Raw genomic sequence first — 25,763 nt, forward strand, 5'->3', positions numbered from 1 at the left:
GCCCACCCCGCACGGGGTGGGCGCCGTCGGCCCCTCGGCCGTTTCGCTCAGTCCGTGAGGGGACGGTAGACGGTCAGCGCGTCGGGCAGCTTGTCCAGCCGGAAGGCGCCCGGAGCCGGGACCACCTCGCCGTCGTAGGCCATGTGCGTGCCGTCGGGCAGGCCCGAGACGCGCAGGGACGTGACCCGGGCGGCGGCGTACAGCCGCGTCCTGGCCAGCCCCCCGGCCACCGCAGTGGCGAGCAGCCGGGTGCGGGCGAACCGGCCGCCGTGGGCGATCCGGACGTCGAGTACACCGTCCGCGAGGTCGTGGCGGCGCAGCGGGGCGAGCCCGGCGCTGCGGTAGGCGCCGTTGCCGGCGAACAGGAGCCACAACGACTCGGGCCGGCCGTTGACCTCGGCCCGCAGGGGACGGGAGGTGCGCAGGACGTGCACCACGCCGAGCAGGGACGCCAGGGGCCCGCCGAGGCGGGGCGACCAGCGTTCCCGGAGCCGTACGAGCTCCGGATAGACGCCCAGGCTGAAGGTGTTCAGGAAGTACGAGCGGGACCCGTCCTCGTCGGCGGTGATCCGGCCGACGTCGGCGCGCACCGCCTGCCCCTCGGCCAGCGCCGCGCAGGCGTCGGCCACCGTGTCCACACCGAGGTCCACGGCGAAGTGGTTGAAGGTGCCGCCGGGCACCACCAGCAGGGGCACGCGGTGCTTCAGGGCGGGCTCCACCGCGGCGTTCACCGTTCCGTCGCCGCCGCACACCCCCAGGACGCCCCCGCGCTCCGCGACCTCGGCCGCGGCCGCGTCGAGGACGTCCGGCAGCGGTCCCGCCTCCTCCTCGTACAGGATGACCTCGGCCCGGGGCAGGAGCGTCCTGATCTGGCGGACGGGATCCAGGAGCTGCGGCTGGGCGCCGGAAGCGGCGTTGACCACGACGACGAGCCCGTCACCGTCGGGCAGCGCCTGGGCGTCGACGCGGGGCCGGGCGGGCGTCGCGACCAGGTCGCGGGTCGGGGCGAGGCCCCGGACGGCGTAGGCCGCGCCCACGCCCAGGCCGGCGCCCACCAGGACGTCGCTCGGGTAGTGGACCCCGGTGTAGACACGGGAGAAGGCGACCGAGGCGGCGACCGGGAGCACGGCGGCCGCCAGGCCCCGCGACTCCAGCGCCACACCGGCAGTGAAGGCGGCGGCGGAGGCGGTGTGCCCGGAGGGGAAGGAGCTGGTGAACGGCTGGTGGGGCAGCCGGCGTACCAGCGGCACCGTGTCGATCAGCGGGCGGTCGCGGCGGACGGCTCCCTTGGCGAGCGTGTTGACGGTGGCCGAGGCCAGCGCCAGGGACGCCACTCCGCGCACCGCGGCGCGCCGCCCGCGCGGCCCGCCCAGGGCCCACATCCCGGCCGCGATCCCGAACCACAGCAGCCCGTGGTTCGCGCTCCGGCTGAGCCGGGGCAGGACCGGCTCGGCGCCGGGCCAGGAGCGGTTCGCGACGTGCCCGAAGACCTTGCGGTCCAGCCGTCCGAACGCGCCTGTCATGCGTCCTCTGGCGACCTGGCTCATCACATCTCCTCGTCGTCGGTCCGGACGCTCGAACACGCGCCCGGCCAGCGCCAACGTACCCGGCCGAGGCGGAATGACACGTGACTCGCGCCGAGTCGAGGCGTGGCGGCGTTCGGTAACGACGGTACGCGGCACCGGGGCGACGCGCTCCGGTGTCAGGAGGTGGCGCGGTGGGCGTTCGCCGCGGTGTCGCTGTCGGGGTGGATCGCGAAGATCCGGTCGAGGCCGACGATGCCGAGGACCCGCGCCACCGACGGTGGCACCGAGGCCAGGGCGATCGACGCCGCGGCCGTGGTGGCGGTGTTGCGGGCCGTCAGGAAGGCGTTGATCCCACTGGAGTCGCAGAAGTCCAGACCGGCGAGATCCAGGACGAGCAGGGCCCCCGGCGCGAGATCGACGGCCCGCACCCGCTCACGCAGGTCCGGCGCGGTCTCGTAGTCGAGGGTGCCCGTGATCGTGAGGACGGTGCCCGCGGACGAGGTTCGTGTGGTGATGTCCAGCATGGTCATGATCAGTCTCGGTCGGTGGAAGGCAGGGCGGTGGACGCTCGGCCGTCCGGCGTGGGGTCCCGGGCGTACCGGTCGCCGTCGGCGGCGGGGTCGCCGACGGGCACCCCCAGGGCGAGGAGGGCCGTGTCGTCGCCCAGCCCGTCCCCGAAACCCTCGAGGAGTCCCGTCAGAGCGGTGACGATACCTCCCGGCGTGGCGGGAGCGCGTTCGGCGACGAAATCTCGCAGTGCCTCGTCCCCGAACAGGTCGCGGGTGGCTCCCGTGCGGGCCTCGGTGAGGCCGTCGGTGTACAGCAGCACGCTGTCCCCGGGGCGGAGCGTCGTGCGGGCCGAGACGAACCTCGCGTCCGGCAGGATCCCGAGCAGGAGCCCACCGGGCGTCGACAGGAACTCCGTCCGGCCGTCGTTCCGTACGACGAGCGCCGGCGGATGGCCGCCCGAGGCCAGTTCGAGCGCGAACGACCCGTCGGTCCCCTGGGGTTCGAGCACGCCGAACACGGCGGTGCAGTAGCAGGTCTCACCCGCCGGATAGTGCTCCGTGAGCGCGGTGTTGAGGGTGCGGAGCGCGGCGACGGGATCGGGGTCGTGGAGCGCGGCGGCCCGCAGCGTGTACCGCGTCAGCGAGGTCAGCGCGGCGGCTTCGGGCCCCTTGCCGCAGACGTCCCCGAGGAAGAACGCCCAGCGTTTCCCGTCGAGCGGGAAGAGGTCGTAGAAGTCGCCGCCGAGGCGGTCGGGCGACGCCGTGTGGTAGTAGGAGGCGGCGTCCAGGCCGGGCACGGAGGGCAGCCGGGCGGGCAGCAGGCTGCGCTGGAGCACGGCCAGCGCGTCCTGGAGCCGGGCCCTGTCGGCCTCCGCGGCGCGGCGGGCCTCCTCGGCCTCCCTCCGGCTGCGCAGCAGCTCGGACTCGTAGGCGCGTCGGTCCCGCGCGTCCGTCAGCGTGATCCTGGCCAGCAGCGGCCGTCCGTCGGAGCTCGTCCGCACTATGGCGCTGGCCAGGACCGGCAGCGGTTCGCCGGCGCACGCCAGCTCCAGCGGAACGCCGCCCACCTCTCCGTTCAGGCGGAGCGCGGGGGCGAGTTGCGCCTCGTAGGAGAGCCGTCCCGCGGGGGTCAGGAGGGCGCCGAACTCCACCCGCCCCACCACGTCGCCCCGCCCGACCCCGAGCCACTGGAGGAGGGTGCTGTTGATCCGGGCGACCGTGCCGTCCAGCAGGATCGAGACGTAACCGCACGGAGCGGTGTCGTACAGCTCCTCGGCGCTGTCCTCCAGAACGGCCATGTAGGACTCGAGGGCGACGGCGGGCGAGCGGAGGCCGGGCTGGTCGTGGCCCTTTGTGCCGTGGTTCATGAGGCTCCTGAAGCGGTCGGCCATGTAGCGGGCCGGCACGGCGGAGGGGGCGGCTCCGCGGTCGCGGAGCCGCCCCTCTCAGCCCGGGCGGGGTCAGTGCTTGAAGGCGTCCTTGGTCTTCTCCTTGGCGGCGCGGGCGTCGCCCCTGGCCTGCTCCGCCTGGCCCTCCGCCTCGAGGCGCTCGTTGCCGGTCATCCGCCCGGCCGCTTCCTTGACCTTGCCCTTGGCCTGCTCGCTCTTGGCCTTAGCCTTCTGCTCACCGGACACAGCCGATCACTCCCTGCGCGTTGGGTCATGTCTGACATCAAGGCGCCTGACCGCGAAACGCGACGCTAAACCAGCGGGAGAAAAGGAAGCGGGTCACGAGACCATGTGTAATTCCGCGAAGCCCCTTGCAATTCCCCGGATCGACCGCGGAAAACTCACACATTCGAAGGGATGTTCTCCCAACCCCCGGGTAAGCGGTCGCCGGGAGGTTGATAGGAATGGTTCCTCTTCTGCTGGTTCTTCTGCTCGCGCTGATTCTCTTCGGCGCAGGGTTCGCGGTGAAGGCGCTCTGGTGGATCGCCGTCATCGTTCTCGTCCTCTGGCTGCTGGGCTTCGTGGCCCGGCCGAAGGGCGGTACAGGCCGCTGGTACCGCTGGTAGCGGTCGTCGCGGCGCACTCCGATCGCCAGGCTCGTGGGCGCCACCCCTCAGGGGGTGGCGCCCACGCCCGTGTCACCCGCGCGCACCGCCTCGGCGCCCGCGCGCGTCCCCCGGTGTGTCACCGCTCCGGTGTCCGCGCGCGTCGCCGTTCCGGCCCGTGTCACTGCTCCAGCGGGACGACCGCGCGGATCGTCTTCCCGCCCTCGTGGACCGAGACGGTCACCTCACGGCACAGACGCTCCACGATGGGCCAGCCGTAGCCGCCCGGGGTCAGCGCCGCCCCGCGCCGGTTCTCCGGCAGGGTGCCGCTGGCGTCCGTGACGGACACCGTCGCGCTGTCCCGCGCGAGGTCGAGACGGAAACCCGTGGGGCCGCCCGCGTGCCGCTCGGCGTTGGCCACCAACTCGGAGACCACGAGCAGGAGGTCGTCCACCTGCGACCGGTTCACCGGCCGGATCCGCGCGAGCCTGCGCCGGGTGGTCTCCCGCGCGTCGGCCGAGGTCCGCACGCCACCGTCGCCGCCACCGGCGGAGACGTTCTCGGCACGCGTTCGCGTCGTCGTATGGGACCAGGCCTCGTCGTGAGGCTGCATCGTGGTTCCCCTTCCTCCCGTTTTTCAGGCATTCGCTCCCCGCTCGTTTTCCCGCCGTCGCCGAGGTGACACACGAGCGTACGGCCGTATGCGGCGACCGGTGCGCTACCGAGGGTGACGCGGCGCACGCGCGCCGACCGGCGGAGTCGGGCGATCACCGCCCCTGCGCGCCCCTCGCGGCACGGGCCAGGACGCCCGACAGCTCGACCCGCGAACGGACACCCAACCGGGCGAAGACGTTGCGCAGGTGGTGATCGACGGTCCGGGGACTGATGGACAGCCGGTCGGCGATCTCCCGGTTGGTCGCCCCCTCGGAGGCCAGCGCGGCGATGCGCTGCTGCTGGGGCGTCAGGTCGCCCGGCGCCGCCGTCCCGCTCGGTCCCCCCGCCGCTCCGCCCGTGGCACGCAGCTCGGCACGGGCCTGCGCGGCCCAGATCTCGGCCGCCGCCCGCTCGAAGGTGACGAGCGCGTCGCTCAGCCGCACCCGCGCCTCCAGCGAACGCCTGCGCCGCCGGAGCCACTTGCCGTACGCGAGCAGGGTCCTCGCCCGTTCGAAGTCGTTGCCGGACGTGTCGTGCCGGCGCATGGCCTCGGCGTACCAGTGCGCCGAGTCCTCCGGCGCGGTCAGCAGCGCCCGGCAGCGCGCCAGCTGGGCCGGTGCCTGCGGATCGACCCCCTGGGCCGCCCACACCGTGAACTCCTCGGCCGCCGCCCGCGCTTCCTCGCCCCGGCCGGTGGCGTCGGCCGCCTCCACGAAGCACGGCACGGCGAGCATACGGAGGGCGAAGTGGCCGGAGCGGGGTCCCGGCAGCACCAGCTGGGCGAGCCGCGCGGTCGCCTGGGCGGCCAGGCCCTGACCCAGTTCCGCACGGGCCAGCGCCCACTCGGCGAGCGTGGCCGCCTGCGCCAGACCGTGGCCGCGGGCGACGGCCAGTGCCTGCCGGGCGTGCTCCTCGACGGACGCCGCGTCCCCGGCCACCGACGCGACCAGGGCCAGGACCGCGTGCTGATGGGCCGCCACGTTCTGCTGGCCGGTCAGCTCCGCGGCCCGCAGCCCCTCCCGGGCGTGCGTCCCGGCCCGGCCGTGACGTCCGGCCCGCAGCTCCGCGTAGGCGAGGTGCTCCAGGACACGCGGAATCATGGCGTTGCGTCCCTCCGCCCGGACCCGGGCCAGTGCCCGGCCGTAGACCCGGGCCGCCGACGCCGTGTCCCCGAGCACCAGGGCGGCCGAGCCCGCGCGCAGCAGCAGGCGGGGGTCGTCGGACGTGCCGTCACGCGCCACCACCCGGGACAGCGGGGCCCGGGCTTCGTGGAGGCGGATCGCGAGCGCCGCGCGCATGCCGTCGAGGAAGTCCTGCTCCGCGCCGTCCCCGCCGGTGTGGCAGCCGTCCCCCGGCGCCGTACCGCGGCGGACGGACGCGACCCGGTCGCCTCCGCCGTCCAGCGCGGTCAGGCAGGCGGCGGGGTCGCCTGCCGCCCAGGCGGCCTCCATCGCGAGGAAGCGGGCGTCCGCCGCCTCCCGCGGGGCCTCGTCGCGCAGCAGCCCGGAGGCCAGCAGCAGGGCCTGATGGGCGTCCCCGACGGGCCCGTCGGCCAGGTCCGTCAGGCCCCGGAGAAGCTCCGCGCGACCCCGGACGACGTCCGCGAGCGACCGCACCTCGTCCGGCGCGCGCAACCGGTCCGCGCGGTGACTCACCGCCCGGAGGAGGGGGAACGGCTGAGGTCCTGCCGCGCGCCGCGCGCCGCCCCGGGCGGCGGGGGAGGAGGCGGCCGCGGACGGGCCCGGGCCGGCGCCGAGGCTCCCGTCGTGACGCCCGCCGGCGACCGGGGCCCGCCTCTGGGCGCTCGGGGCGCCGGCATGGGCCGCGCTGCGCCCCTCGGCGTGGCCCCTCGTCCGCGTCGCCTCCGCCGGGGCGCCGCCGTCGTACGACGCGCCCTCGTGCCCTGCGTCGTCGCGGCCTGCGCCGTCGTGCCCCTCGTCGTCCAGGCCGGGCGCCGGCCCGTCCGACGGCGGGGTGAACAGGGCACCGGCGGAGCTGCGCCACGACGCCGGCGTCCCGGCGAGGACCGCCCGCCGGAGGAAGGGGTCCTCGAAGCGCAGCGCGGGAAGCGCGCCGCCGAGCAGTCCGTCCGCCAGCAGTCCGTCCAGTGTCTCCGGCGACGTCCGCGTCGCTCGCGCGGCGGCCAGGACCGCGTCGGCGTCGACCGTGGGCCGCGCCCCGTCCGGGCCGCCGGCCGCCTCGCCCGCGACGGCCACCAGGGCCAGCAGCCGCCTGCTCTCGGCGGGCAGCGAGTCGAGGAGCCCGCCGTACACCTCCGTGAGGACCGGCCCGTCGGTCAGCGGATGGGGGAGGGGAGCCCGCCCCGCGAGCTGCGCGGCGGACAGCCGCCGGGCCGTGGCGGCCAGGACACCGGGATGGCCCACGGCTTCGCGGAGCAGCCGGGCCCTGACGGCGGGAGCGAGGGGGCCGGGGCTGACGTCGTCGAGGAGGCGGCCCGCGCTCTGCGCGCTCAGCGGCCCCAGGCGCACCACCTGCGCGCCCGGCACGTCCGGGGAGCGGTGGTGACGGGCGTAGGACACCAGCCAGCCCACCCCCGCGGGCCCTCCCGCCCGCAACGCCGAGGCCAGCGCGGCGCGTGAGTGGGCGTCCCACAGATGGTGATCGTCCACGCACAGCAGCAGCGGCCGCTCGGGCGCGAGGCCCGCCACCGCGGCGCCGAGCCCCTCCGGGCCCCGGGCGACGCGCAGCGCCCTCCGGGCCGCCGAGGGGCCCGGGCCGAACGCCGACAGCAGAGCCCGCACCCCGCTCCACGGCACCCTGTTCCCGGGCGGCGGCAGGACCAGCCGGGCCGTGCCCGGGAAGTCCCGCGCCGCGTGGCGCAGCAGCGCCGTGCGTCCCGTGCCCGGGCTGCCGGTGACCAGCAGGACACCGCTCGACCCGGCACCGACGCGGGCCGAGAGGGCGTCCACGGCGGCGAGTTCGGTCGTGCGGCCGTGCAGCCCCGTGGCCGCCGCCGCGCTCGTCCCTCCACTCACGGCCGTTACGTTACTGCCCCGTAAGTAACTGGGACAGCCCCCGGACAGGGACCGATGGATCCTGGCCCATGCCCGGGGGCGCGGCTCTGTGAGCCCGCACAGACGACCTGACGTCAGGAGTGGGGGCACGTCCCCCGGTACTCGGCGATCGTCAGGCTGGGCCGGGGAGCCGGGCAGAGGAACTGCTCGTAGCGGGTGTCGTTGTCGATGAACCGCTTGAGCCACGAGATGCTGTACTTCGCGATCGTCGTGTTCGACGTGTTCGGTGTGAAGTGCGTCGCACCGTTGAGCTCCAGGTACGCCTTGTCCAGGGAGCTCGGAAGGTTCTCGTAGAACGGCTCGGAGTGCGTGGCCACGGGGGCGACCGTGTCGCCGTCCGCGCCCACGACGAGGGTCGGCGTCGAGATCTCCGGCCAGGTCTTGTCGGTGTTCCAGCCGGTGAGGGGGATCGCGGCCTGGAGCGACGGCCGGCTCTTGGCGGCCTCGAGCGCGCCGCCGCCGCCCATCGAGTGGCCCATGACGCCGAGCCGCGTGCTGTCGATCCGGCCCCGGACGGAGCTGCGCTGCGTCAGGTAGTCGAGCGCGGCCAGGAGCTGCCGGCCGCGGCTGTCCGGCTGGTCCACGGTCGTGTTCGTGTCGATGGTGAAGACCACGAAGCCCTGGGAGGCGAGCCGCGGGCCCAGCCAGGCGATGGACGACTGGTACGCGGTGAACCCGGGCGAGATCACCACGGCGCCGAAGGTGCCGTCGGAGGTGGAGGTGGGGTAGTAGATGGTGCCGCCGCCGAAGCCGGTGACGGCCAGGGAGGAGACGCTGAGGTCGGAGACGGCGTACGAGCCGCGGAGCGCCTCGATGCTGGAGACGGTCGGAGCGGGGCCGCGCTCGTACGGGTTGTCCGCCGCCTGTGCGCCGGGGGCGGTGAGTACGGTGATGCTGGCGAGGCTGCAGAACGCGGCGGCGGCGGCGAGGTGTCGTTTCACGACGGAGTCGTCCTCTCGTGTCGTGTACGGCCGCTGCCGGAGCGGAAGCGGCCGTGGAATGACTGGCCCGGTCAATGTCCGGGCCACGAGGGACGAAGGCATCGGCAGAATCACCGGCCTCGGCGCCGGGGAGCCGCGCGGGACCCCGGCCTCGGCACCCGGCAGCCGCCCGCCGGGACACGACGAAGCCGGCACACCCTCCCGGAGGGGGTGTGCCGGCCTCGGTCCGCCGGATTCAGGCCATCAGCACCGAGTCGTCCTCGGGACGCGCGCCCGGCAGCCGGTGGCGGGCGGCTATCAGCGCCGCGTCCACGTCCCGCGTACCGGTGGAGACGCACAGCGTGTACGCCAGGTCGTCCATCCGCTGCCGCACCTCCTCGCTTCCGTCCTCCGCGTGGAGCACCCTCAGCGTCGTGTACTGCTCGATCAGGTTGCTCAGCACCGCGGGATGGGCCATCAACACTGTGAGTCTCCCCTCACGTCAGGGCGCCGACCGCCCGGCTCGAAGCGCCGCGTACCCCCGCTTCCCCTTTGTATGCGGGGCGAGGGGGCGGTCCGGATCACGTCGGTCCCCTCCCGTGATTCACTACCGTCTCCCTTGTGACGATCACGGGGCGGTAGTCTCGTCTTTATTGCCGTACGACAACGGTCCAGCGCCGGAGCCGTACGGGAGGGGCGGAGCCCCGGCGCGAGGAACCGTGCCGGGCCGGACCCTCGGAGTGTCGGTGAAGCCAACGAGGATGGATCATGTCCAACACGACGATCGACAGTTCCTCCGCGGCGCGGCGGCCCGGACCGGCCGCCGTGGGGGAGCCGGAACTGCGCCAGCTGCTGGCGGGCCTCACCGCCGTACGCGACGGGGACTTCGGCACCAGGCTGCCCGACGACGCCAACGGGCTGATGGGCGAGATCTCCGCCGTGTTCAACGGCATGGTCGACCAGCTGTCCCTCTTCACCTCCGAGGTCACCCGGGTCTCCCGGGAGGTCGGCACGGAGGGCACCCTCGGCGGCCAGGCGGTCGTTCCCGGCGTCTCGGGCACCTGGGCCGACCTCACCGACTCGGTGAACGCGATGGCCGGCAACCTCACCCGGCAGGTCCGTGACATCGCGCAGGTCGCCACCGCCGTGGCCAAGGGAGACCTCTCCCAGAAGATCGACGTGGACGCCCGCGGTGAGATCCTGGAGCTCAAGAACACCATCAACACGATGGTCGACCAGCTCTCCTCCTTCGCGGACGAGGTCACCAGGATGGCCCGTGACGTGGGCACCGAGGGGATCCTGGGCGGCCAGGCGGACGTCAAGGGAGTCTCCGGCACCTGGCGCGACCTGACCGACTCCGTCAACTCCATGGCCGGGAACCTCACGGCCCAGGTCCGCTCCATCGCGCAGGTCGCCACCGCCGTGGCCAAGGGAGACCTCTCCCAGAAGGTGAGCGTCGACGCCCGGGGCGAGATCAGGGAGCTGAAGGAGACCATCAACACGATGGTCGACCAGCTGTCGGCCTTCGCCGACGAGGTGACCCGTGTCGCCCGTGAGGTCGGCACCGAGGGGAACCTCGGCGGCCAGGCCACCGTCCGGGGAGCGTCCGGCACCTGGAAGGACCTCACGGACAACGTCAACGTGATGGCGTCCAACCTCACCGGGCAGGTGCGTTCGATCGCGCAGGTCGCCACCGCCGTGGCCCGCGGTGATCTGTCCCGCCGGATCACGGTGGAGGCGAAGGGCGAGGTCGCCGCGCTCGCGGACACCATCAACACCATGGTGGACACCCTCTCCGCCTTCGCCGACGAGGTCACCCGTGTGGCCCGGGAGGTCGGCACCGAGGGCCGGCTCGGCGGCCAGGCGCGGGTGCCGAACGTGGCGGGCACCTGGAAGGACCTCACCGACAACGTCAACTCGATGGCGAACAACCTCACTGGGCAGGTCCGCAACATCGCGCAGGTGACCACCGCCGTCGCCAACGGCGACCTGTCCAAGAAGATCGACGTGGACGCCCGCGGCGAGATCCTCGAACTGAAGACGACCATCAACACGATGGTCGACCAGCTGTCCTCGTTCGCCGCCGAGGTCACCCGCGTGGCCAGGGAGGTCGGCAGCGAAGGCCGGCTCGGCGGTCAGGCCGAGGTCGAGGGGGTCTCCGGCACCTGGAAGCGGCTCACCGAGAACGTCAACGAACTCGCCGGGAACCTCACCCGCCAGGTCCGCGCCATCGCCGAGGTCGCCAGCGCGGTCGCCGAGGGCGACCTCACCCGCTCCATCACCGTCGACGCCTCCGGCGAGGTCGCCGAGCTGAAGGACAACATCAACTCCATGGTCGGCTCGCTGCGCGAGACCACCCGGGCCAATCAGGAGCAGGACTGGCTCAAGTCCAGCCTCGCCCGGATCTCCGCGCTCATGCAGGGCCACCGCGACCTGTCGGTCGTCGCCGAACTCGTCATGGACGAGCTGACCCCGCTCGTCCGCGCCCAGTACGGCGCCTTCTACCTGGCCGAAGAGGGCTTCGACGGAGTCGAGCTCGGCCTCGTCGGGTCGTACGGCCGCCCCGCGGGCAGCCCCGAGGACCGCCGCTTCAAGCTGGGCGAGTCCCTCGTCGGACAGGCCGCCCGCAGCCGCCGCGTCATCGCCGCCGACGACGTGCCCGGCGACTACGTCTCCATCTCCTCCGGACTCGGACAGACCGCGCGCGGCAGCCTGATCGTGCTCCCCATCGTGGTCGAGGACCAGGTCCTCGGGGCGATCGAGCTGCTCTCCTTCACCCCGTTCACCTCCGTGCACCGGGACTTCCTGGAACAGCTCATGGAGACCGTGGGCGTCAACGTCAGCACGATCGTCGCCAACGCCCGTACCGACGAGCTGCTCGGCGAGTCGCAGCGGCTGGCCGACGAGCTGCGGGCCCGCTCCGAGGAGCTCCAGGTCCAGCAGGAGGAGCTCCAGCGCTCCAACGCCGAACTGGAGGACAAGGCGGCGCTGCTGGCGTCCCAGAACCGCGACATCGAGGCGAAGAACCTGGAGATCGAGCAGGCGCGGCAGGAGCTGGAGGACCGCGCCCAGCAGCTCTCGCTCGCGTCGAAGTACAAGTCCGAGTTCCTCGCCAACATGAGCCACGAGCTGCGCACACCGCTCAACAGCCTGCTCATCCTGGCCCAGCTGCTCGCCCAGAACCCGACGCGGAACCTCACCGCCAAGCAGGTCGAGTACGCGGGCATCATCCACTCGGCCGGTTCCGACCTGCTGCAGCTGATCAACGACATCCTCGACCTGTCGAAGGTCGAGGCCGGGAAGATGGACCTCAACCCGGAGCGGGTGGCGCTGCGCCAGCTCCTCGACTACGTCGAGGCGACGTTCCGGCCGCTCACCACCCAGAAGAACCTCGCCTTCACCATCTCCACCGCCCCCGGGGTACCGGTCGACCTGGTCACCGACGACTCCCGGCTGCGCCAGGTGCTGCGCAACCTGCTCTCCAACGCCGTGAAGTTCACCGAACGCGGCAGCGTGCACCTGAGCATCGAGCCGGCCTCGGACGACGAACTGCCCGGCACGGTGCACCGCGGCGGCGCCGTGGTCGCCTTCCGGGTCAGGGACACCGGCATCGGCATCGCCCACCAGCACCTGGAGGCCATCTTCGGCGCCTTCCAGCAGGCCGACGGCACGACCAACCGCAAGTACGGCGGCACCGGCCTCGGCCTGTCCATCAGCCGTGAGATCGCCTATCTGCTCGGCGGCGCCCTGACGGCCGACAGCGAGCCGGGCGCGGGCAGCACCTTCACCCTCTACCTCCCCGTCGCCCGTGCCGACTTCCAGGCGGAGACCGCGCACGAGACCGGAGCGCCGGCCGCCGAGAAGGAGGCCGGGGAGATCGCCGAGAGGCCCAGCCGCACCCCGCGAGCGGCGCTGCCGGCCGTCCCGCAGCCCCGTCAGCCCCGGCGCCTGCTGGTGATCGAGGAGCGCTCCCGTGGGCTGCTGTCGCTCGTCGCCGAGAACGCCGTGGCCGAACTGGCCGACAGCCGGGACCTCACCGACCAGGCGGGCATCGAGGTGATCGCCGCCGTGGGACCGCAGGAGGCCGCGACCGCCCTCGCCACCCAGCCCTTCCACTGCGTCGTGCTCGAACTCGACATGGCGGACAACGAGGCGCTGCACTTCCTCGACGCCATGGACGGCGACGCCGCCCTGCGGACCGTCCCCGTGCTCGCCCACAACAACCGCAGGCTCGCCGCCGAGCATGAGCGCACCCTCCAGGCCAGGGCCCGTCAGCGGCCCCTGGAGCTGCTCTCCAGCCTCGACGAACTCCGCGAACGGATCGCCCTGCACCTGCTCGCCGACCAGCCGGGCGACGTCGTGCCCCTGCTCCGCGGCGAGCAGCGCCAGCAGACCCCCCACACCGTCGACGCCGCCCTGCACGGCCGTACGGTGCTCGTCGTGGACGACGACGCCCGCAACCTCTACGCCCTCAGCGGCATCCTGGAGCTGCACGGCATCGAGGTCCTCCACGCCGAGAACGGCCGGAAGGGGATCGAGGCACTCGCCGCGCACCCCGACATCGACCTGATCCTGATGGACGTGATGATGCCCGAGATGGACGGTTACGCCGCCACGGCGACGATCCGGCAGATGCCCGCCTACGCCGGACTGCCGATCGTCGCGGTCACCGCCAAGGCGATGCCGGGGGACCGGGAGAAGAGCCTGGCGTCCGGCGCGAGCGACTACGTCACCAAGCCGGTGGACGCCGACGACCTCATCGCCTGCATCCGGCGCTGGCTGCGCGACGACTAGTCCGGCGGCGGACACGGGCGGACCCCCGCCCGCGTCCGCCGTGCCCCTCTCGCCCCCGCCCCGCAATCCGTCCCACGGCCCAGGCCGTCACATCCGAGGAGTCCACGCCATGAGCGCTCCCCCCGACCGCGGCGCGGACGCCGCCGGAGGTCAGCTCGGGGACGACAGGGCCTCGGCCGAGTCCGCCCCCGGGACCCGACCCGCCCCAGGGGCCGGCACGGTCCCGACGCCCCGCGAGACGACGGACGGCGACGGCGACCCCTACGGCGCCCTCACCGGCGCCGCAGCGCCCTTGGTCGCCCCGCCCGAGGAGGAGGGCTTCCTTCCGGCACACCACTCCACCGTCGGCCGGCTGGCCGCTACGGTGGAGCGGCTGCGCGAAGAGGTACGGGCGGCCCAGGCCGCGGCCGACGGGCGCGCCCTCCTCGAACTCGCCAAGGGCGTCATCGTCGAGCGGCTCCGGTGCGGCCCCGCCCAGGCATCCCGGCAGCTCGCCGAACTCGCCGCGCAGTCCGGTCTCTCGCCCCTGGAACTGGCCGCCGACATCATCAACCAGGCCGCCCACGACCAGGTCGCCGAAGTCGCCGAGGACTTCGTCAAGCGGGCGGTGAGCGAACCGGACACCGCACCCGGGACCGGGCGGGAACCCTCCGTCGCCGTGCGACTGCGGACCGCCGAGAGCGCCGCGCTGAACGCGGGCGACACCCAGACGGTGGCCGAGTCACTCCTGGCACACGCCCTCGCGCCCCTGGGCGCCACCGCCGTCGCCGTCTGGACCGCCGGCGCCGACGGTTCGTTCACGCTCAGCGGCCACGCCGGTTTCGGCAGCGACGAACCCGCACGCTGGCGCTATGTCCCGCCCGGCGTCGTCACCGTCGCCCGCCAGGCCCTCACCGAGCGCCGCACCGTCTGGTTCCCCTCGCTCACCACCGCCGGCATTCCCACCATCGGGCACGCGCGCACCCCCGACGGCGGACGGGTGGCGGTGCCCGCCGGCACCGGCGGACGCATTCACGGCGTCCTGGAGATCTGCTGGGCCCACCCCCTGGAGCCGCAGCCCCAGGCCGTGGAGCGCCAGCTCGAAGCGCTCGCCGAGCTGTGCGCCCACACCATCGACACCCTCCCAGGCGACCCCGCGCCGACGCCGCCCCAGGACCCGACCGGCGTGGCCGAACTCGTGGACCTCTCCGACGGCCTCTACGACCCCGCGCTCGTCCTCACCCCGCACCTCGACGCGGACGGCCGGCTCAGCGACTTCCGCATCCGGCATGCCAACGACCACTTCCAGGACCCGGCCGGCCGGCCTCGCGGCGCCGTCGACGGCGCTTTCCTCCTGGAGGCGTACCCCACGGCGGCCGGCGAGGGCGAGCTCTTCGACCGGATCGAGCGCGTCTACGCCACCGGCGAGCCCTTCAGGGCCCGCCGCGCCCCGCTGACCGCGCTCGTGGACCAGGTGGCGCTCGCGTCCACCGCCGACCTCAGCATCAGCAGGCACCAGGGCGGAGTCCTGCTCATCTGGCGCATCGAGGACGAGGCCGCCCGCCTGGCGAACCTGCTCCAGCACGCGCAGCGCCTCGGCCGCATCGGCGGCTTCGAGGAGAACGTCCTGACGGGTGAGATCACCTGGAACGGCCAGCTCTTCGACCTGTACGGCCGAGACCCCGTCGAGGCCCCGGTGTCCCTGCGGGATCTTGCGTCTCACGCCCACCCGGACGACGCCGTCGCCATCGGCCGCTTCCTGCAGGCCGTGCTGCGCCACCGGCGGGCCACCTCGACGGCGTTCCGTCTGGTGCGCCCGGACGGGGTGACCCGGCACATGCGCGTCATCGCCGAACCCGCCCTCGGTCCCGACGGCCGCCTCCTGGCGGTACGGGGCGCCTATCAGGACATCTCCTCGCAGCACTGGACCGAGGTCGCCCTGGCGGCGACCCGCGACCAGCTCGCCGTCACCGAGCAGGAGTCGGCGGAGCGCAACCGCCTCGCCCTCCAGCTGCAGCACGCCATCATGCCCCCCACCCGGGGCCCGCTCGACGCGCCCGGTCTCCAGATCGCGGTGCGGTACCGGCCGGCCGAGACGGAGTCACTGGTCGGCGGCGACTGGTACGACGCCGTCGTCCTGCCGTCCAAGAAGATACTGCTCTGCGTCGGGGACATCGCGGGCCACGGGATCGAGGCCGCCACCGGCATGGTCGTGCTGCGCAACGCCATGCGCGGCCTCGCCGTGACCGGGGCCGGCCCCGCGCAGCTCCTCTCCTGGCTGAACATCGTGGCGCACCACCTCACCGAAAGGGTCACGGCCACCGCCGTCTGCGGCGTCTTCGACCCCGAGACCCGCACCCTGCGCTGGGCCAGGGCCGGGCACCTTCCCCCCGTCCTCGTACGCGGCACGGAGGCCACCACGCTGCCCCTGCTCCAGGGGCTGCTGCTCGGGGCGCTCGCCGAGGCCGAGTACGAGGAGGCCGAGGTGCAGCTCGAGGCGCAGGACACGGTCCTGATGTACACCGACGGTCTGGTCGAGCGGCGGGACACCGCCGTGCAGGACTCCCTGGCCCAGCTCCTCGCCACGGCCCAGGCCCCCGCCGACACCCTGGAACGCCGGCTCGACACCCTCCTGACGCAGAGCAAGTCCGACACCGACGACGACACCTGTCTGATCGGCGTGCGGGTCGCCTGACCGGGCCCCGCACGCCCGTACCCCCCACGCATCCCTTCCCCCTACCGAAAAGTGGACCATGCCCCAGCCTGAAGACAATCTGGACGTCGAGGTGGAGATCCGCGACGACACGACGGCGGTACTGTCCGTGGGCGGCGAGCTCGACATCGAGACCGCCACGCTGCTCCACCACCACCTGGCCAACCAGTTCCTGCACGGCCGCCGCCACCTGGTGATGGACCTCTCCCGGCTGGAGTTCATGGACTCGTCCGGCCTGAACGTCCTGATCAGGGCTGCCAGGGACGCCCGCCAAGCGCGCGGAGACCTCCATCTCGTGGCGCCGACCGAGGCCGTACGGCGCATCCTGGAGATCACGGGTCTGTCGATGACGACGCCTTTGCACGCCGATGTGGACGAGGCGCTGTCGGCCGCCGGCCGGGCCGGATAGACGTACCGGACCGGGCGGACAGAAGAGAAGCAGGAACACGTGGACGAGATCGCCGTTGTCGAGCAGGCGCTGCGCCGGGCCGCGCCGCACATGCTGATGAGCGTCGTGGAAGAGGCGCTGCGGACGTACTACGGCGCGCGGGAGGTGGAGCTCCGGCTGGCCGACTACGGTCTGCGGTCGCTCCAGCTGGTGGGGAGCAACCCGCACACCGTCCAGCCGCTGCCGATCAGCAGCAGCCCGCAGGGCCGCGCCTTCGGCTCCCAGGAGCCGTACGTCACGGAGACGGCCACGGCGGTCGCGGCCCATCTTCCGGTCACCATCCGGGGCGACCGGATGGGCGTCCTGACCGTGACGGCACCCAAGGACCACGACATCGTCCGGCAGCTGCCCGAACTGCAGCACATCTGCGAGGCCCTCGGCCACGAGATCCTGGTCGCCGAGCGCGACACCGACCTGTACGTCCTCGCGCGACGGGCCGCGCGGCTGACGCTGGCGGCCGAGATGCAGTGGCAGCTGCTCCCGGGGCGGTCCTGCGCCCGGCCCGAGTTCTCGCTCGGCGCGCATCTGGAGCCCGCCTACGCGATCTTCGGTGACAACTACGACTGGTCCGCCTCGGCGGACCACCTGACCCTGACGGTCACCAACGGCATGGGGGAGGGCATCGAGGCCGCCCTGCTGACCAACCTCGCCATCAACGCCCTGCGCAACGCCCGCCGCGCCGGTCTCGGCCTCGTGGACCAGGCGGCCCTCGCGGACCAGGCCGTGTACGCGCAGTACCGCGGCAGCGCCTACGTCTCCGCGCTGCTGCTCCGTTTCGACCTGACCACGGGTGAGGTGGAGGCCGTGGACGCCGGTTCCCCCCGACTGTGGCGGCTGCGCGAGCGGACGGTCGAACCGGTCTCCTTCGAGGCACAGCTGCCCCTGGGCATGTTCGAGGAGACGGCCTACGTGGCGGAGCGCTTCACGGTGCGCCCGGGGGACCGGCTGCTGTTCGGCAGCGACGGGGTGTACGACGCGCCGTCCCCCGACGGGGAGAGCTACGGCGAGAGGGCGCTCGCGCGGGCGCTGACCTCGACGAGGCTGCTTCCCCCCGCCCAGGTCCCGGGCGCGGTCCTGCGGCAGCTCGCGGAGTACCACGGGGATACGCCCCTGGAGGACGACGCGCTGGTCGTCTGCCTCGACTGGCGCGGCCGGAAGGACGCCGGGGAGCGTGTCCCCCGGGAGACCGCCGAGGTCTGACGGGCCGTCGACCCTTCGGCGTCCGGGTCCCGAGCAGGTGTCAACAGTTGCCGAACGGCAAATGTATTCTTGGGGCAACACTGCTGGCTCGTGTCCGGGAGTGCGCACGTCGGAGGCGACCAGAGGGTGACAAGTGGGACAAGGGGCGTGTGACCGGACGGCGGTCCCGGTGCGGGGCGGTCAGGCGGACCGGGCGTTCCCGAGCGGGGCGTTCCGGCGCGACGAGGAGTGCTCCTTGTCCAACGCCTCCTGGAAACCCGTCAGTCCGCGCAGCAGTGCCTTCCGGGTCGTCGGCGTCATGGTGGTGATGACGGCCAGCAGGGCCTCCTCGCGCTGCCCCCTGAGGTCCCGCAGGTACGCCTTGCCCCGCACGGTCAGGTGCAGTTCCAGCTGGCGGCGGCTGACCGGACTGGGCAGGCGCTGGACGAACCCCAGGGCCTCCAGCCGGTCGCACATGCGGCTCACCGAGGGCGGCGCGGAACCGAGCAGCTCGCCCAGGGCGCGGAGGTTGATGCCCTCCTCGCGATCGAGGCTGTAGAGCACACGGAGCTGCGAGGCCGACACGGGCGTCGACGACACCATGTCCCTGCCGCGCTCCCACATCACCTCCAGGAGCTCGATGAGCTCCCGCGCTGCCTCCGTCGTCTCCTGCGGCTCCCGCTGCGACGGGGCGGGGTTCGTGTCCATGGCTAGTGACACTCCTCAGGCGTCCGGGGCCGAGGGCGTCGGTCTCGCGACGCGCCGGTCATCTACATCTCTCCAGAAGGCGGTACGGATTCGGTGGATCGACGCTCGACAGTGGAACGCGCCTTGCGCGAAGCGCCGGCGCACCGCCTCCTGGACTCCCTCCGTATCGATCTGGCACAGCAGTTCGCCGCGGTCTCGGCCGACCTCCTGCTCGTCGACTACGGACTCACGGAACTCCGTCCCGTCGAGCCCGCGCAGACTCCGGCGGGTTCACAGCCCACGGCCGTGGAGGCCGGGCCCGCGGGGCGCGCCTACTCCACACAGCAACCATATCTTTTCGGGGGAGACGGACCCACGGCGACCGCGTTCCTTCCTGTGACGGTTCGCGGCGATCGCTGTGGCGTTCTTGTGGTCGTCCTTCCTTCGGACCGGCTCACGGCGGAGACGACCGCAGAACTCGCCTCCGTCGCCGAGATGCTCGGACACGCCCTGCGGGTCGCCGACCGCCATACGGATCTGTACCGGCGGACACGCCGGGCGCGGGCGCTCAACATTCCCGGCGAGATGCAGTGGGACCTGCTGCCCGGGCGTGCCTGCGTCGGCGAGGAGTTCGACCTGCACGCCTACTGGGAGCCGGCCTACACCTCCGGCGGGCACGTGCTGGACTGGTCCGTGACGGAGGAGGAGCTGACGCTGGTCGTCGCCAACGGCACCGGCCCCGGCACCCAGGCCGTCCTCGTGAGCAGCCTCGCCCTCAGCGCGATCCGCAACGCCCGCCGGGCCGGTCTCGACGTCGTCGGCCAGGCGACCCTGACGGACCAGGCGCTCTACGGTCAGCACCGGGGCGCGAGGACCCTCTCCGCCCTGCTGATGAGCTTCGCCCGCGCGACCGGCGAGGTGCGGGTCGTCGACGCGGGCTCGCCCATCGTCTGGCGGGCCCGGGCCGGCGCCGCCCCCGAGCGGCTCGACCTCGAGCGCCAGCTTCCGCTGGGCATGTTCGAGGACACCGTCTACCTCACCCAGCGCCTGCGGATCCTCCCCGGTGACCGTCTGGTGTTCGTCGCCTGCGACCGCGCCGAGCCGGCCGACGAGGCGGGCGACGGACCGGACCGGGCGGTGAGCCGGGCGATCGAGGCCACGCGTGGGCTGACCTGCGCGGACACGCCTCGGGAGGTCGTGCGGGCCCTGCGGTCCCGTGGGGGTCCGGCCTCGGACGACCTCCTCGTCCTGTGTTTGGACTGGCATGGCCGCCGGGCCGCCGGACCACCGCCGTCGGCGCATTCCGACCGGTGACGCGGACCTCTCGCGCAACCGGTGCCCCGGCGGTCCGCATCCATATTTCCGGGGTGTGTGCGGTGTGGAACGAGCGCGCATGGGAAAATGCGCCGGACGAGACGAGGAGTGCGACAGTCACGCGAGGAAGGAGGGGCGATGGGTGAGGTGATCGCCAGGAGAGGCCAGGTGCGCCGGCCGTCGCTGTCCGCGAGCGTGGTCTACGAGAGCGCCGACGCGGGGGACGGCATGATCGCGTCGGCGCGCGACTTCACCGCCGACTTCCTCACCGCCGCGCCGGCCGGAGGGGGCAGGTCGGTCTCCCGGGAGCGCGTGGACATCGCGCGCCTGGTGGTCAGCGAGCTGGTGACCAACGCCGTGCGGCACGCCCCGGGCCCCTGTCGCGTGCTCCTCGAGCTGTTCGAGGACGCGTTGGAGATCTCCGTCTTCGACGGTCTGGACGTCTCTCCCGTGCCGCGGGCCCACGATCCCCGGCGGATCGGCCAGCACGGCGTCGAGATCGTCCTGGCGGTGTGCGAGAGCGTGAGCGTGGAGCCGCAGCCGCCGGGCAAGCGCGTCCGGGCCCGTCTCTCCCTCGCGTGAACCTCCCCGGCGTGGTGGAGTGGTCCGGCCGGAAAAGTTTTTTCCGCCGGTCGAGAATTTTCTGGCATGCCTCGCGTATGACGGGGTAGGCGGGGCTCTCACGGGGGATTGAAGAGCTGACGATGGACGAGGGAGGTCATCAGAGTGCCGACTGCGGTGACGACGGAGACGAGGACCGGTGTCGAGACGGGAATGGGAGACCTTCCTGTACTCGAATCTCCCCGCAAGGTCGCTCCGAAGGACGCACGTGAGCTGTCGAAGGTCTTCTTCGACAAGCTGGCGGTACTGGAGGAGGGGACCCACGAGTACCAGTACGCGCGGAACACCCTGATTGAAATGAACATGTCGCTCGTGCGCTACGCGGCCGGACGGTTCCGGGCCCGCGGCGACGAGATGGAGGACATCGTCCAGGTCGGCACCATCGGTCTGATCAAGGCCATCGACCGGTTCGACCTCTCCCGTGAGGTGGAGTTCACCAGCTTCGCCGTCCCCTACATCGTCGGAGAGATCAAGCGCTTCTTCCGCGACACCTCCTGGGCCGTGCACGTGCCGCGCCGGCTGCAGGAAGCCCGCGTGGAGCTGGCCAAGGCGACCGAGGAACTGAGCTCCCGCCTCGGACGCGCGCCGAGCGTGGCCGAGCTGGCGACGCTGATGAACCTCTCCGAGGACGAGGTGATCGAAGCCCGCATCGCCTCCAACGGCTACAACTCCACATCGCTCGACGCCGCCGTCGGCCCGGACGGCGAGGACGGTGACGCGGCCCTCGCCGACTTCATCGGTGTGGAGGACCCGGCGCTCGAGCTCTTCGAGAACTTCCACACCCTCGCGCCGCTGCTCGTCGAACTCGACGACCGCAGCCGTCGCATCCTGCACCTGCGCTTCGTGGAGGAGCTGACGCAGTCGGAGATCGGCAAGGAGCTGGGCATCTCCCAGATGCACGTCTCGCGCCTGCTCTCCCGCAACCTGGAGCGTCTGCGCAAGGGCATGCTCGACCAGTCCTGATCGCGGACGTCGAGGAGTGTCCCAACGGAACGGCCTCACCAACCCCCTTCTGGTGAGGCCGTTCCGTGCTGCGACGAAGCCGACGGAACGCGGATACCAGAGGAGTGCCGGCACGGTGAGGAAGGCGAACGGGGAACGGCGTGACGCAGGCGAGCGTGACCGGCCGACACGTGGGTGAGACCCTGCGGGCCGGCGTGGAGCTGGGCGGAGCGCAGGGCGCCATCGCGGAGGCCCGGGACTTCACCACGTCGTTCCTCGGACGGTGCGCGCCGCCCTCGGGGTCCTGGCCGGAGCGCGGCGTCGACGCCGCGCGGCTGGTCGTCAGCGAACTCGTCACGAACGTCGTGAAGTACGCCCCCGGCCCCTGTCGGCTCGAACTCGCCCTGGGGGAGGGGGTGCTGGAGATATCCGTCCACGACACGCACCCCGTCGTCCCGGTCGCCCGCCCGCGCGACCCCGGCCGGCTGGGACAGCACGGCATGGAGATCGTGCTCGCGCTCTGCGCCACGGTCGAGACCGAGGCGGTGGCGCCCCACGGCAAGTGGGTCAGAGCGCGCCTTCCGCTCGGCTGACCTGCCGTGGCGGCGCGCCACCGTCGATCGGAACTCAGTGCTTGTTCGCCTGCCGACGGGACCGCCGCTTCAGCGACCGCCGCTCGTCCTCGGTCAGGCCGCCCCAGACGCCGGTCACCTGGCGGGAGTCGTCCATGGCCCACTCCAGGCACTCCCGACGCACCGGGCAACGGCGGCAGACCTCCTTGGCCTCCTCGGCCTGGATCAGCGCCGGGGCGCCGGTCCCCACCGGGAAGAAGAGGTCGGGGTCGACATTGGTGCAGGCGGCGGATGCGCGCCAGCTCTCCATCAGATCCTCCTGTAGTCCGTCATGAGCGTTCGTCCGTCCGTCGGCGCGGGAGCCCGGCTCTACCGTCGCGCGAACAGACGGCCGGTCTCGGCCGCCCAGTCGATCCTGGCGGCCTCGCTACCGGCCGGCACGGCGTCGTAGGTCTCGTTCAGCCAGCTCCGCAGGCCCGCGCGGTCGATGTCGACCACGGCGAACGCCCCGGCCGACCCGAGCCGCATGCGGACGCGTCCTTCCCTGCCCCCGCAGCGCAGCGGCCAGAGGCGCACATCGCCCTCGCCGCTGAGGACGCGGGTCCCCGAGCGCAGCAGCTCGCGGGAGAAGGTCCAGTCCACGACCCGGCCCAGCGAGAGCCGGAAGGCGACGCGTATCGCCCACGGGTCGTCGGGGTCGTAGTGGAACGTGGCCTCGACGGCCAGGCCGATCTCTCCCTGGATCTGACGGGCCGTCGTGCTCCACGACCGCACCGGGGGCGCCGGGGGCCGCTGCGTGGTCTCGTGTCGGTTCGATGTGGACATCGTCACCACTTCCCTCGGAAAGATCGCGCTGCCTGCGCGGCGCCGTGCCATTTCCTCGTAACCCCGCAGAGGCGATGCACACCCGGTCTCGGTGAAAGGGGCGTGAAAAGCTCATCGGCGGCCGAAGACCGCTCGTCCGTCCTCTGGGTCCGGGCCGGCGCGGGGGACACGAAAGGGCCGCCCCGATGACGAGGCGGCCCGGGTGCGGGCGCCCGGCGGCGCCCCTCGGTCATACGTAATGGACTGTCACATGCCGGAAGCCGAGGGCGCGGAGCATCCCCTCCAGCATGGCCGTGGTGTTCTTCTCGGCCCGTGGGCCCAGATCGCTCTCCCGTGCGGCCTCGCCGATGCGCTGTGCGGCCAGCGCGTGCACCGCCCGCTCGTCGGCGGGGTTGTCGGAGAAGAGATCGCCCAGGCGGTCCAGGAGGCCCCGCTGCTTGGAGACGGCGTACGACTTCTCCGGGTCGAGGGCCGGAGCGGCGAGCCGCGCGTGCGGCAGGCGCAGGGTCGCCGACGTCCGCTTCTCGTCGACCGTGATGCTGCCCTCGCCGATCTTGCCGAGATCGACGTACGCCCCGACCGTGCCGCTGGCGACGTAGAGCGTACGGGTGCCGCGGATGGCGTCCGGCAGGAGACGGGCGTCCTTCTCGAGGTCGACCACGATCTGGAAGTTCCCGGCGGCGCCTTCGTACCGGTGCATTTCCTGGACGGACTTCAGCAGCGCGGGGCCGGAGCGGTCCCGGGTCTCCTCGCCGAAGAGGTCGTCGAGCCCCGGCGTGAGGCTGAACCGCCCGAGGAGGACCAGCACGAGCGCTGTCGCCAGCAGCGCGGCGGCGAGCACCGGCCACCGGCGGGTCGTCCGCCCACGGGCCGGCGGCTCGCCCGGTGGGGTCGCAGCACCTTCTCTCATGCTCACCGCATGCCCGCCGACCGGCCGTTCATGCCGCAACGGCACGCCCCGACAGGGGAGTTGACCGCCCGCCCGTCGCGGCGCGCGGGTCGCCGCGGCTCAGGGCCTGCGGTAGACGCGGAGGTCGGAGACCTCGTACGACATCTCCGACGTCCCGGGGTCGGGAGGCGGGTGGTACCGTCCGGCGCAGACGGAGAGGTTCACGATGAGGTACGCCTTCCACCGCCGGCCCACTCCTCGGCCGTCCCCGAAGACCCGCTCGCCGTTGACGTGCCACACCACCGAGCGGGCACCCAGCTCGACCCTCAGCTCCACCCACTCGCCCGGGCGGATCGAGGGGTCGCGGTAGTAGAGCCCGCCGCCCCTCACGCGGTTCGACAGCTCCAGCAGATCGGGATTGTCGGGGTGGTACTCGAAGAAGTCGATCTCCTGGCCCCCGTCGAGCCACGTCCAGATCGCCGGCCAGGCTCCGATCTCCTCCGGCAGCCGCACCCGCGCCTCCACGACGTCGCCGGCGCGGACCATGAAGCCCTCGGCGCTGCCCTCCGTCGTGAGAAGGCCCGCGCTCCAGTTGCCGTCGGGCCGCCTGGTCGCCTTGAAGCGCCCGGAGCGGCTGTACGCGGGGTCCTCGACCAGGTGATCCAGCTTGTTGTCCCCCGGGTTGGTCGGCCCGCCGTTCGGATAGGCCCAGGACCGCCCGGCGACCCACTGCTCCGTCGAGGCGAAGTCGGCGGTGAAGACCGGCTCCGCCGCGCGCGCCTCACGGCGCCGTCTCAGCCGGTCGATGATCTGCGGCAGCATCGGTGACTCCTCCCCGTCCGGGACGAACTGTCCGATTCGGTTCTGCCCGGACCACGGGGCCCTCATACGGCGACACTCACCGCGTGGCGTCAACTCGTCACGGAAGGGAAGGCGCCGCTTCGGACAGGTGAAGTCGTTTCCACCGTGGGACGGTGGGGTCAGTATCGGAAGAGGGCGAACGATGAGCGGCGACGTGCGCAGCGTGGGCGTGGAAGAGGAACTCCTGATCGTGGACGCCGAGAGCGGCGCTCCACGCGCTCTGGCCGGCGCGGTGCTGGCCGCGGCCGAGCGGGCCGCCGCACGTGAGGGCGGGGACGAGGAGCACGAGTTCGAGAAGGAGCTGCAGAAGGAGCAGGTGGAGTTCGCCACCCGGCCGGTGACGAGGATGGACGACCTCCAGGAGGAGATCGTCCGCTGGCGCGGAGAGTCGGCCCGCCACGCGTCCACCGTCGGCGCGGTGGTCGCCGCCATGGGAACCTCGCCGCTGCCGGTGAGCCCCTCGCTGAGCGTGGGCGAGCGGTACCAGTGGATGGGCGAGGAGTTCGGCCTGACCGCGCAGGAACAGCTGACCTGCGGGTGCCACGTGCACGTGTCGGTCGAGTCCGACGAGGAGGGCGTCGCGGTCCTGGACCGCATACGCCCCTGGCTTCCCGTCCTCATGGCCCTGAGCGCCAACTCGCCCTTCTGGCAGGGGGAGGACAGCGGCTACGCCAGCTATCGCAGCCAGGTGTGGAACCGGTGGCCCTCGGCCGGCCCGGTGGGCGTCTTCGGTTCCCCGGAGCGCTACCACGAGCTGGTCCGGGCCATGGTCGGCACCGGAGTGCTCCGCGACCAGGGGATGATCTACTTCGACGCCAGACTCTCCGCGTCCTACCCCACGGTCGAGGTACGCGTGGCCGACGTCTGCCTGGAGGCGACCACCCCCGTCCTGTTGGCCGCCCTGGTGCGCGGTCTGGTCGAGACGGCCTCGCGGGCCTGGCGCAAGGGCGAGCCGGCCCCGCGGATCGACACCAGCCTGCTGCGGCTCGCGACGTGGCGGGCGGGACGATCCGGCCTGGACGGCCCCCTCGTGCACCCCGTGACGATGGAGGAGGTCCCGGCCCAGAGCGCCGCCCAGGCGCTGTACCGGCACGTGGAGGCGGCCCTGGACGACCTCGGCGACGCCGACCGGGTGCGGCGGGGGATGGCGGAGCTGCTGGCGCGTGGCAACGGCGCCCGCGTCCAGCGCGAACTGCTGCGCGCCGAGGGCGACCTCGCGACGGTCGTCGCCCGCTGCGCGCGCATCACCACGGCCGCCGACGGCCGCGCGTCGGGCTGAGCCCGCACCGCCGTCGGTTCTCC

Annotated in this window: 23 protein-coding genes; 10 read left to right on the top strand and 13 right to left on the bottom strand. The window is 72.9% G+C overall.

Features of this window, described 5'->3' with window-relative positions:
• Nucleotides 1-47 precede the first annotated feature (47 nt).
• The 4 genes from AB0K65_RS24585 to AB0K65_RS24600 all read right to left on the bottom strand — a co-directional run bounded on the left by AB0K65_RS24585 (nucleotide 48) and on the right by AB0K65_RS24600 (nucleotide 3,669).
• Entirely contained in the window at nucleotides 48-1,523 is a 1,476-nt protein-coding gene (locus tag AB0K65_RS24585; protein WP_365719989.1) for a phosphatase PAP2 family protein, read from the bottom strand.
• A 179-nt stretch (nucleotides 1,524-1,702) separates the two neighbouring features.
• On the bottom strand, nucleotides 1,703-2,056 hold the full coding sequence (locus AB0K65_RS24590) for an STAS domain-containing protein (protein WP_365719991.1): 354 nt from the start codon (nucleotides 2,054-2,056) through the stop codon (nucleotides 1,703-1,705).
• A gap of 2 nt (nucleotides 2,057-2,058) precedes the next feature.
• Nucleotides 2,059-3,333 carry a SpoIIE family protein phosphatase gene (locus tag AB0K65_RS24595; protein ID WP_365720125.1) on the bottom strand — a complete coding sequence of 425 codons (1,275 nt, stop codon included), beginning with the start codon at nucleotides 3,331-3,333 and terminating at the stop codon, nucleotides 2,059-2,061.
• A gap of 162 nt (nucleotides 3,334-3,495) precedes the next feature.
• Entirely contained in the window at nucleotides 3,496-3,669 is a 174-nt protein-coding gene (locus AB0K65_RS24600) for a CsbD family protein (RefSeq protein ID WP_365719993.1), read from the bottom strand.
• Nucleotides 3,670-3,887: 218 nt separating this feature from the next.
• Here AB0K65_RS24600 and AB0K65_RS24605 point away from each other — a divergent pair, with 218 nt between their 5' ends.
• Nucleotides 3,888-4,049 carry a DUF5670 family protein gene (locus AB0K65_RS24605; protein ID WP_158984609.1) on the top strand — a complete coding sequence of 54 codons (162 nt, stop codon included), beginning with the start codon at nucleotides 3,888-3,890 and terminating at the stop codon, nucleotides 4,047-4,049.
• Nucleotides 4,050-4,209: 160 nt separating this feature from the next.
• On the opposite strand, the gene AB0K65_RS24610 is transcribed toward AB0K65_RS24605, so the two are convergent.
• From AB0K65_RS24610 to AB0K65_RS24625, 4 genes are all read right to left on the bottom strand, one after another.
• On the bottom strand, nucleotides 4,210-4,641 hold the full coding sequence (locus tag AB0K65_RS24610; protein ID WP_365719995.1) for an ATP-binding protein: 432 nt from the start codon (nucleotides 4,639-4,641) through the stop codon (nucleotides 4,210-4,212).
• Between the two features lie 154 nt (nucleotides 4,642-4,795).
• Nucleotides 4,796-7,678: a LuxR family transcriptional regulator gene (locus tag AB0K65_RS24615; RefSeq protein ID WP_365719997.1), complete on the bottom strand. Its 2,883-nt coding sequence runs from the start codon at nucleotides 7,676-7,678 to the stop codon at nucleotides 4,796-4,798.
• A gap of 113 nt (nucleotides 7,679-7,791) precedes the next feature.
• Entirely contained in the window at nucleotides 7,792-8,658 is an 867-nt protein-coding gene (locus AB0K65_RS24620; protein ID WP_365719999.1) for a dienelactone hydrolase family protein, read from the bottom strand.
• 235 nt (nucleotides 8,659-8,893) lie between these two features.
• Complete coding sequence (locus AB0K65_RS24625) at nucleotides 8,894-9,121, bottom strand: DUF5133 domain-containing protein (protein ID WP_365720001.1); 228 nt, start codon at nucleotides 9,119-9,121, stop codon at nucleotides 8,894-8,896.
• 284 nt (nucleotides 9,122-9,405) lie between these two features.
• Here AB0K65_RS24625 and AB0K65_RS24630 point away from each other — a divergent pair, with 284 nt between their 5' ends.
• From AB0K65_RS24630 to AB0K65_RS24645, 4 genes are all read left to right on the top strand, one after another.
• Entirely contained in the window at nucleotides 9,406-13,431 is a 4,026-nt protein-coding gene (locus AB0K65_RS24630) for a HAMP domain-containing protein (protein WP_365720003.1), read from the top strand.
• A 109-nt stretch (nucleotides 13,432-13,540) separates the two neighbouring features.
• Nucleotides 13,541-16,105: a SpoIIE family protein phosphatase gene (locus AB0K65_RS24635; protein WP_365720005.1), complete on the top strand. Its 2,565-nt coding sequence runs from the start codon at nucleotides 13,541-13,543 to the stop codon at nucleotides 16,103-16,105.
• A 58-nt stretch (nucleotides 16,106-16,163) separates the two neighbouring features.
• Nucleotides 16,164-16,532: an STAS domain-containing protein gene (locus AB0K65_RS24640; RefSeq protein ID WP_365720007.1), complete on the top strand. Its 369-nt coding sequence runs from the start codon at nucleotides 16,164-16,166 to the stop codon at nucleotides 16,530-16,532.
• A 39-nt stretch (nucleotides 16,533-16,571) separates the two neighbouring features.
• Nucleotides 16,572-17,771: a PP2C family protein-serine/threonine phosphatase gene (locus AB0K65_RS24645; RefSeq protein ID WP_365720009.1), complete on the top strand. Its 1,200-nt coding sequence runs from the start codon at nucleotides 16,572-16,574 to the stop codon at nucleotides 17,769-17,771.
• 180 nt (nucleotides 17,772-17,951) lie between these two features.
• On the opposite strand, the gene AB0K65_RS24650 is transcribed toward AB0K65_RS24645, so the two are convergent.
• The gene (locus AB0K65_RS24650; RefSeq protein WP_365720011.1) at nucleotides 17,952-18,458 is read right to left on the bottom strand and encodes a MarR family transcriptional regulator; all 507 of its coding nucleotides are present in this window, start codon (nucleotides 18,456-18,458) and stop codon (nucleotides 17,952-17,954) included.
• 123 nt (nucleotides 18,459-18,581) lie between these two features.
• Here AB0K65_RS24650 and AB0K65_RS24655 point away from each other — a divergent pair, with 123 nt between their 5' ends.
• From AB0K65_RS24655 to AB0K65_RS24670, 4 genes are all read left to right on the top strand, one after another.
• Entirely contained in the window at nucleotides 18,582-19,751 is a 1,170-nt protein-coding gene (locus AB0K65_RS24655; RefSeq protein WP_365720013.1) for a PP2C family protein-serine/threonine phosphatase, read from the top strand.
• A 138-nt stretch (nucleotides 19,752-19,889) separates the two neighbouring features.
• On the top strand, nucleotides 19,890-20,333 hold the full coding sequence (locus tag AB0K65_RS24660) for an ATP-binding protein (protein ID WP_365720015.1): 444 nt from the start codon (nucleotides 19,890-19,892) through the stop codon (nucleotides 20,331-20,333).
• A 192-nt stretch (nucleotides 20,334-20,525) separates the two neighbouring features.
• On the top strand, nucleotides 20,526-21,335 hold the full coding sequence (locus tag AB0K65_RS24665) for an RNA polymerase sigma factor SigF (RefSeq protein ID WP_365720127.1): 810 nt from the start codon (nucleotides 20,526-20,528) through the stop codon (nucleotides 21,333-21,335).
• A gap of 155 nt (nucleotides 21,336-21,490) precedes the next feature.
• Complete coding sequence (locus tag AB0K65_RS24670; RefSeq protein WP_365720017.1) at nucleotides 21,491-21,907, top strand: ATP-binding protein; 417 nt, start codon at nucleotides 21,491-21,493, stop codon at nucleotides 21,905-21,907.
• 34 nt (nucleotides 21,908-21,941) lie between these two features.
• Here AB0K65_RS24670 and AB0K65_RS24675 read toward each other — a convergent pair whose 3' ends face one another.
• From AB0K65_RS24675 to AB0K65_RS24690, 4 genes are all read right to left on the bottom strand, one after another.
• Nucleotides 21,942-22,196, bottom strand: coding sequence for a WhiB family transcriptional regulator (locus tag AB0K65_RS24675; RefSeq protein ID WP_365720019.1), 255 nt, complete (start codon nucleotides 22,194-22,196; stop codon nucleotides 21,942-21,944).
• Nucleotides 22,197-22,255: 59 nt separating this feature from the next.
• A complete protein-coding gene (locus AB0K65_RS24680) occupies nucleotides 22,256-22,711 on the bottom strand; it encodes an SsgA family sporulation/cell division regulator (RefSeq protein WP_365720021.1) in 456 nt (151 codons plus the stop codon).
• A 229-nt stretch (nucleotides 22,712-22,940) separates the two neighbouring features.
• Entirely contained in the window at nucleotides 22,941-23,621 is a 681-nt protein-coding gene (locus AB0K65_RS24685) for a DUF4230 domain-containing protein (RefSeq protein WP_365720023.1), read from the bottom strand.
• A gap of 99 nt (nucleotides 23,622-23,720) precedes the next feature.
• The gene (locus tag AB0K65_RS24690; RefSeq protein ID WP_365720025.1) at nucleotides 23,721-24,422 is read right to left on the bottom strand and encodes a beta-glucanase; all 702 of its coding nucleotides are present in this window, start codon (nucleotides 24,420-24,422) and stop codon (nucleotides 23,721-23,723) included.
• A gap of 193 nt (nucleotides 24,423-24,615) precedes the next feature.
• Here AB0K65_RS24690 and AB0K65_RS24695 point away from each other — a divergent pair, with 193 nt between their 5' ends.
• Nucleotides 24,616-25,740, top strand: a complete 1,125-nt coding sequence (locus tag AB0K65_RS24695) for a glutamate--cysteine ligase (RefSeq protein WP_365720129.1) — start codon at nucleotides 24,616-24,618, stop codon at nucleotides 25,738-25,740.
• Nucleotides 25,741-25,763: the final 23 nt, after the last annotated feature.

Origin of the sequence: Streptomyces sp. NPDC053755, assembly GCF_040677675.1 — a bacterium.
Lineage (GTDB): Bacteria > Actinomycetota > Actinomycetes > Streptomycetales > Streptomycetaceae > Streptomyces.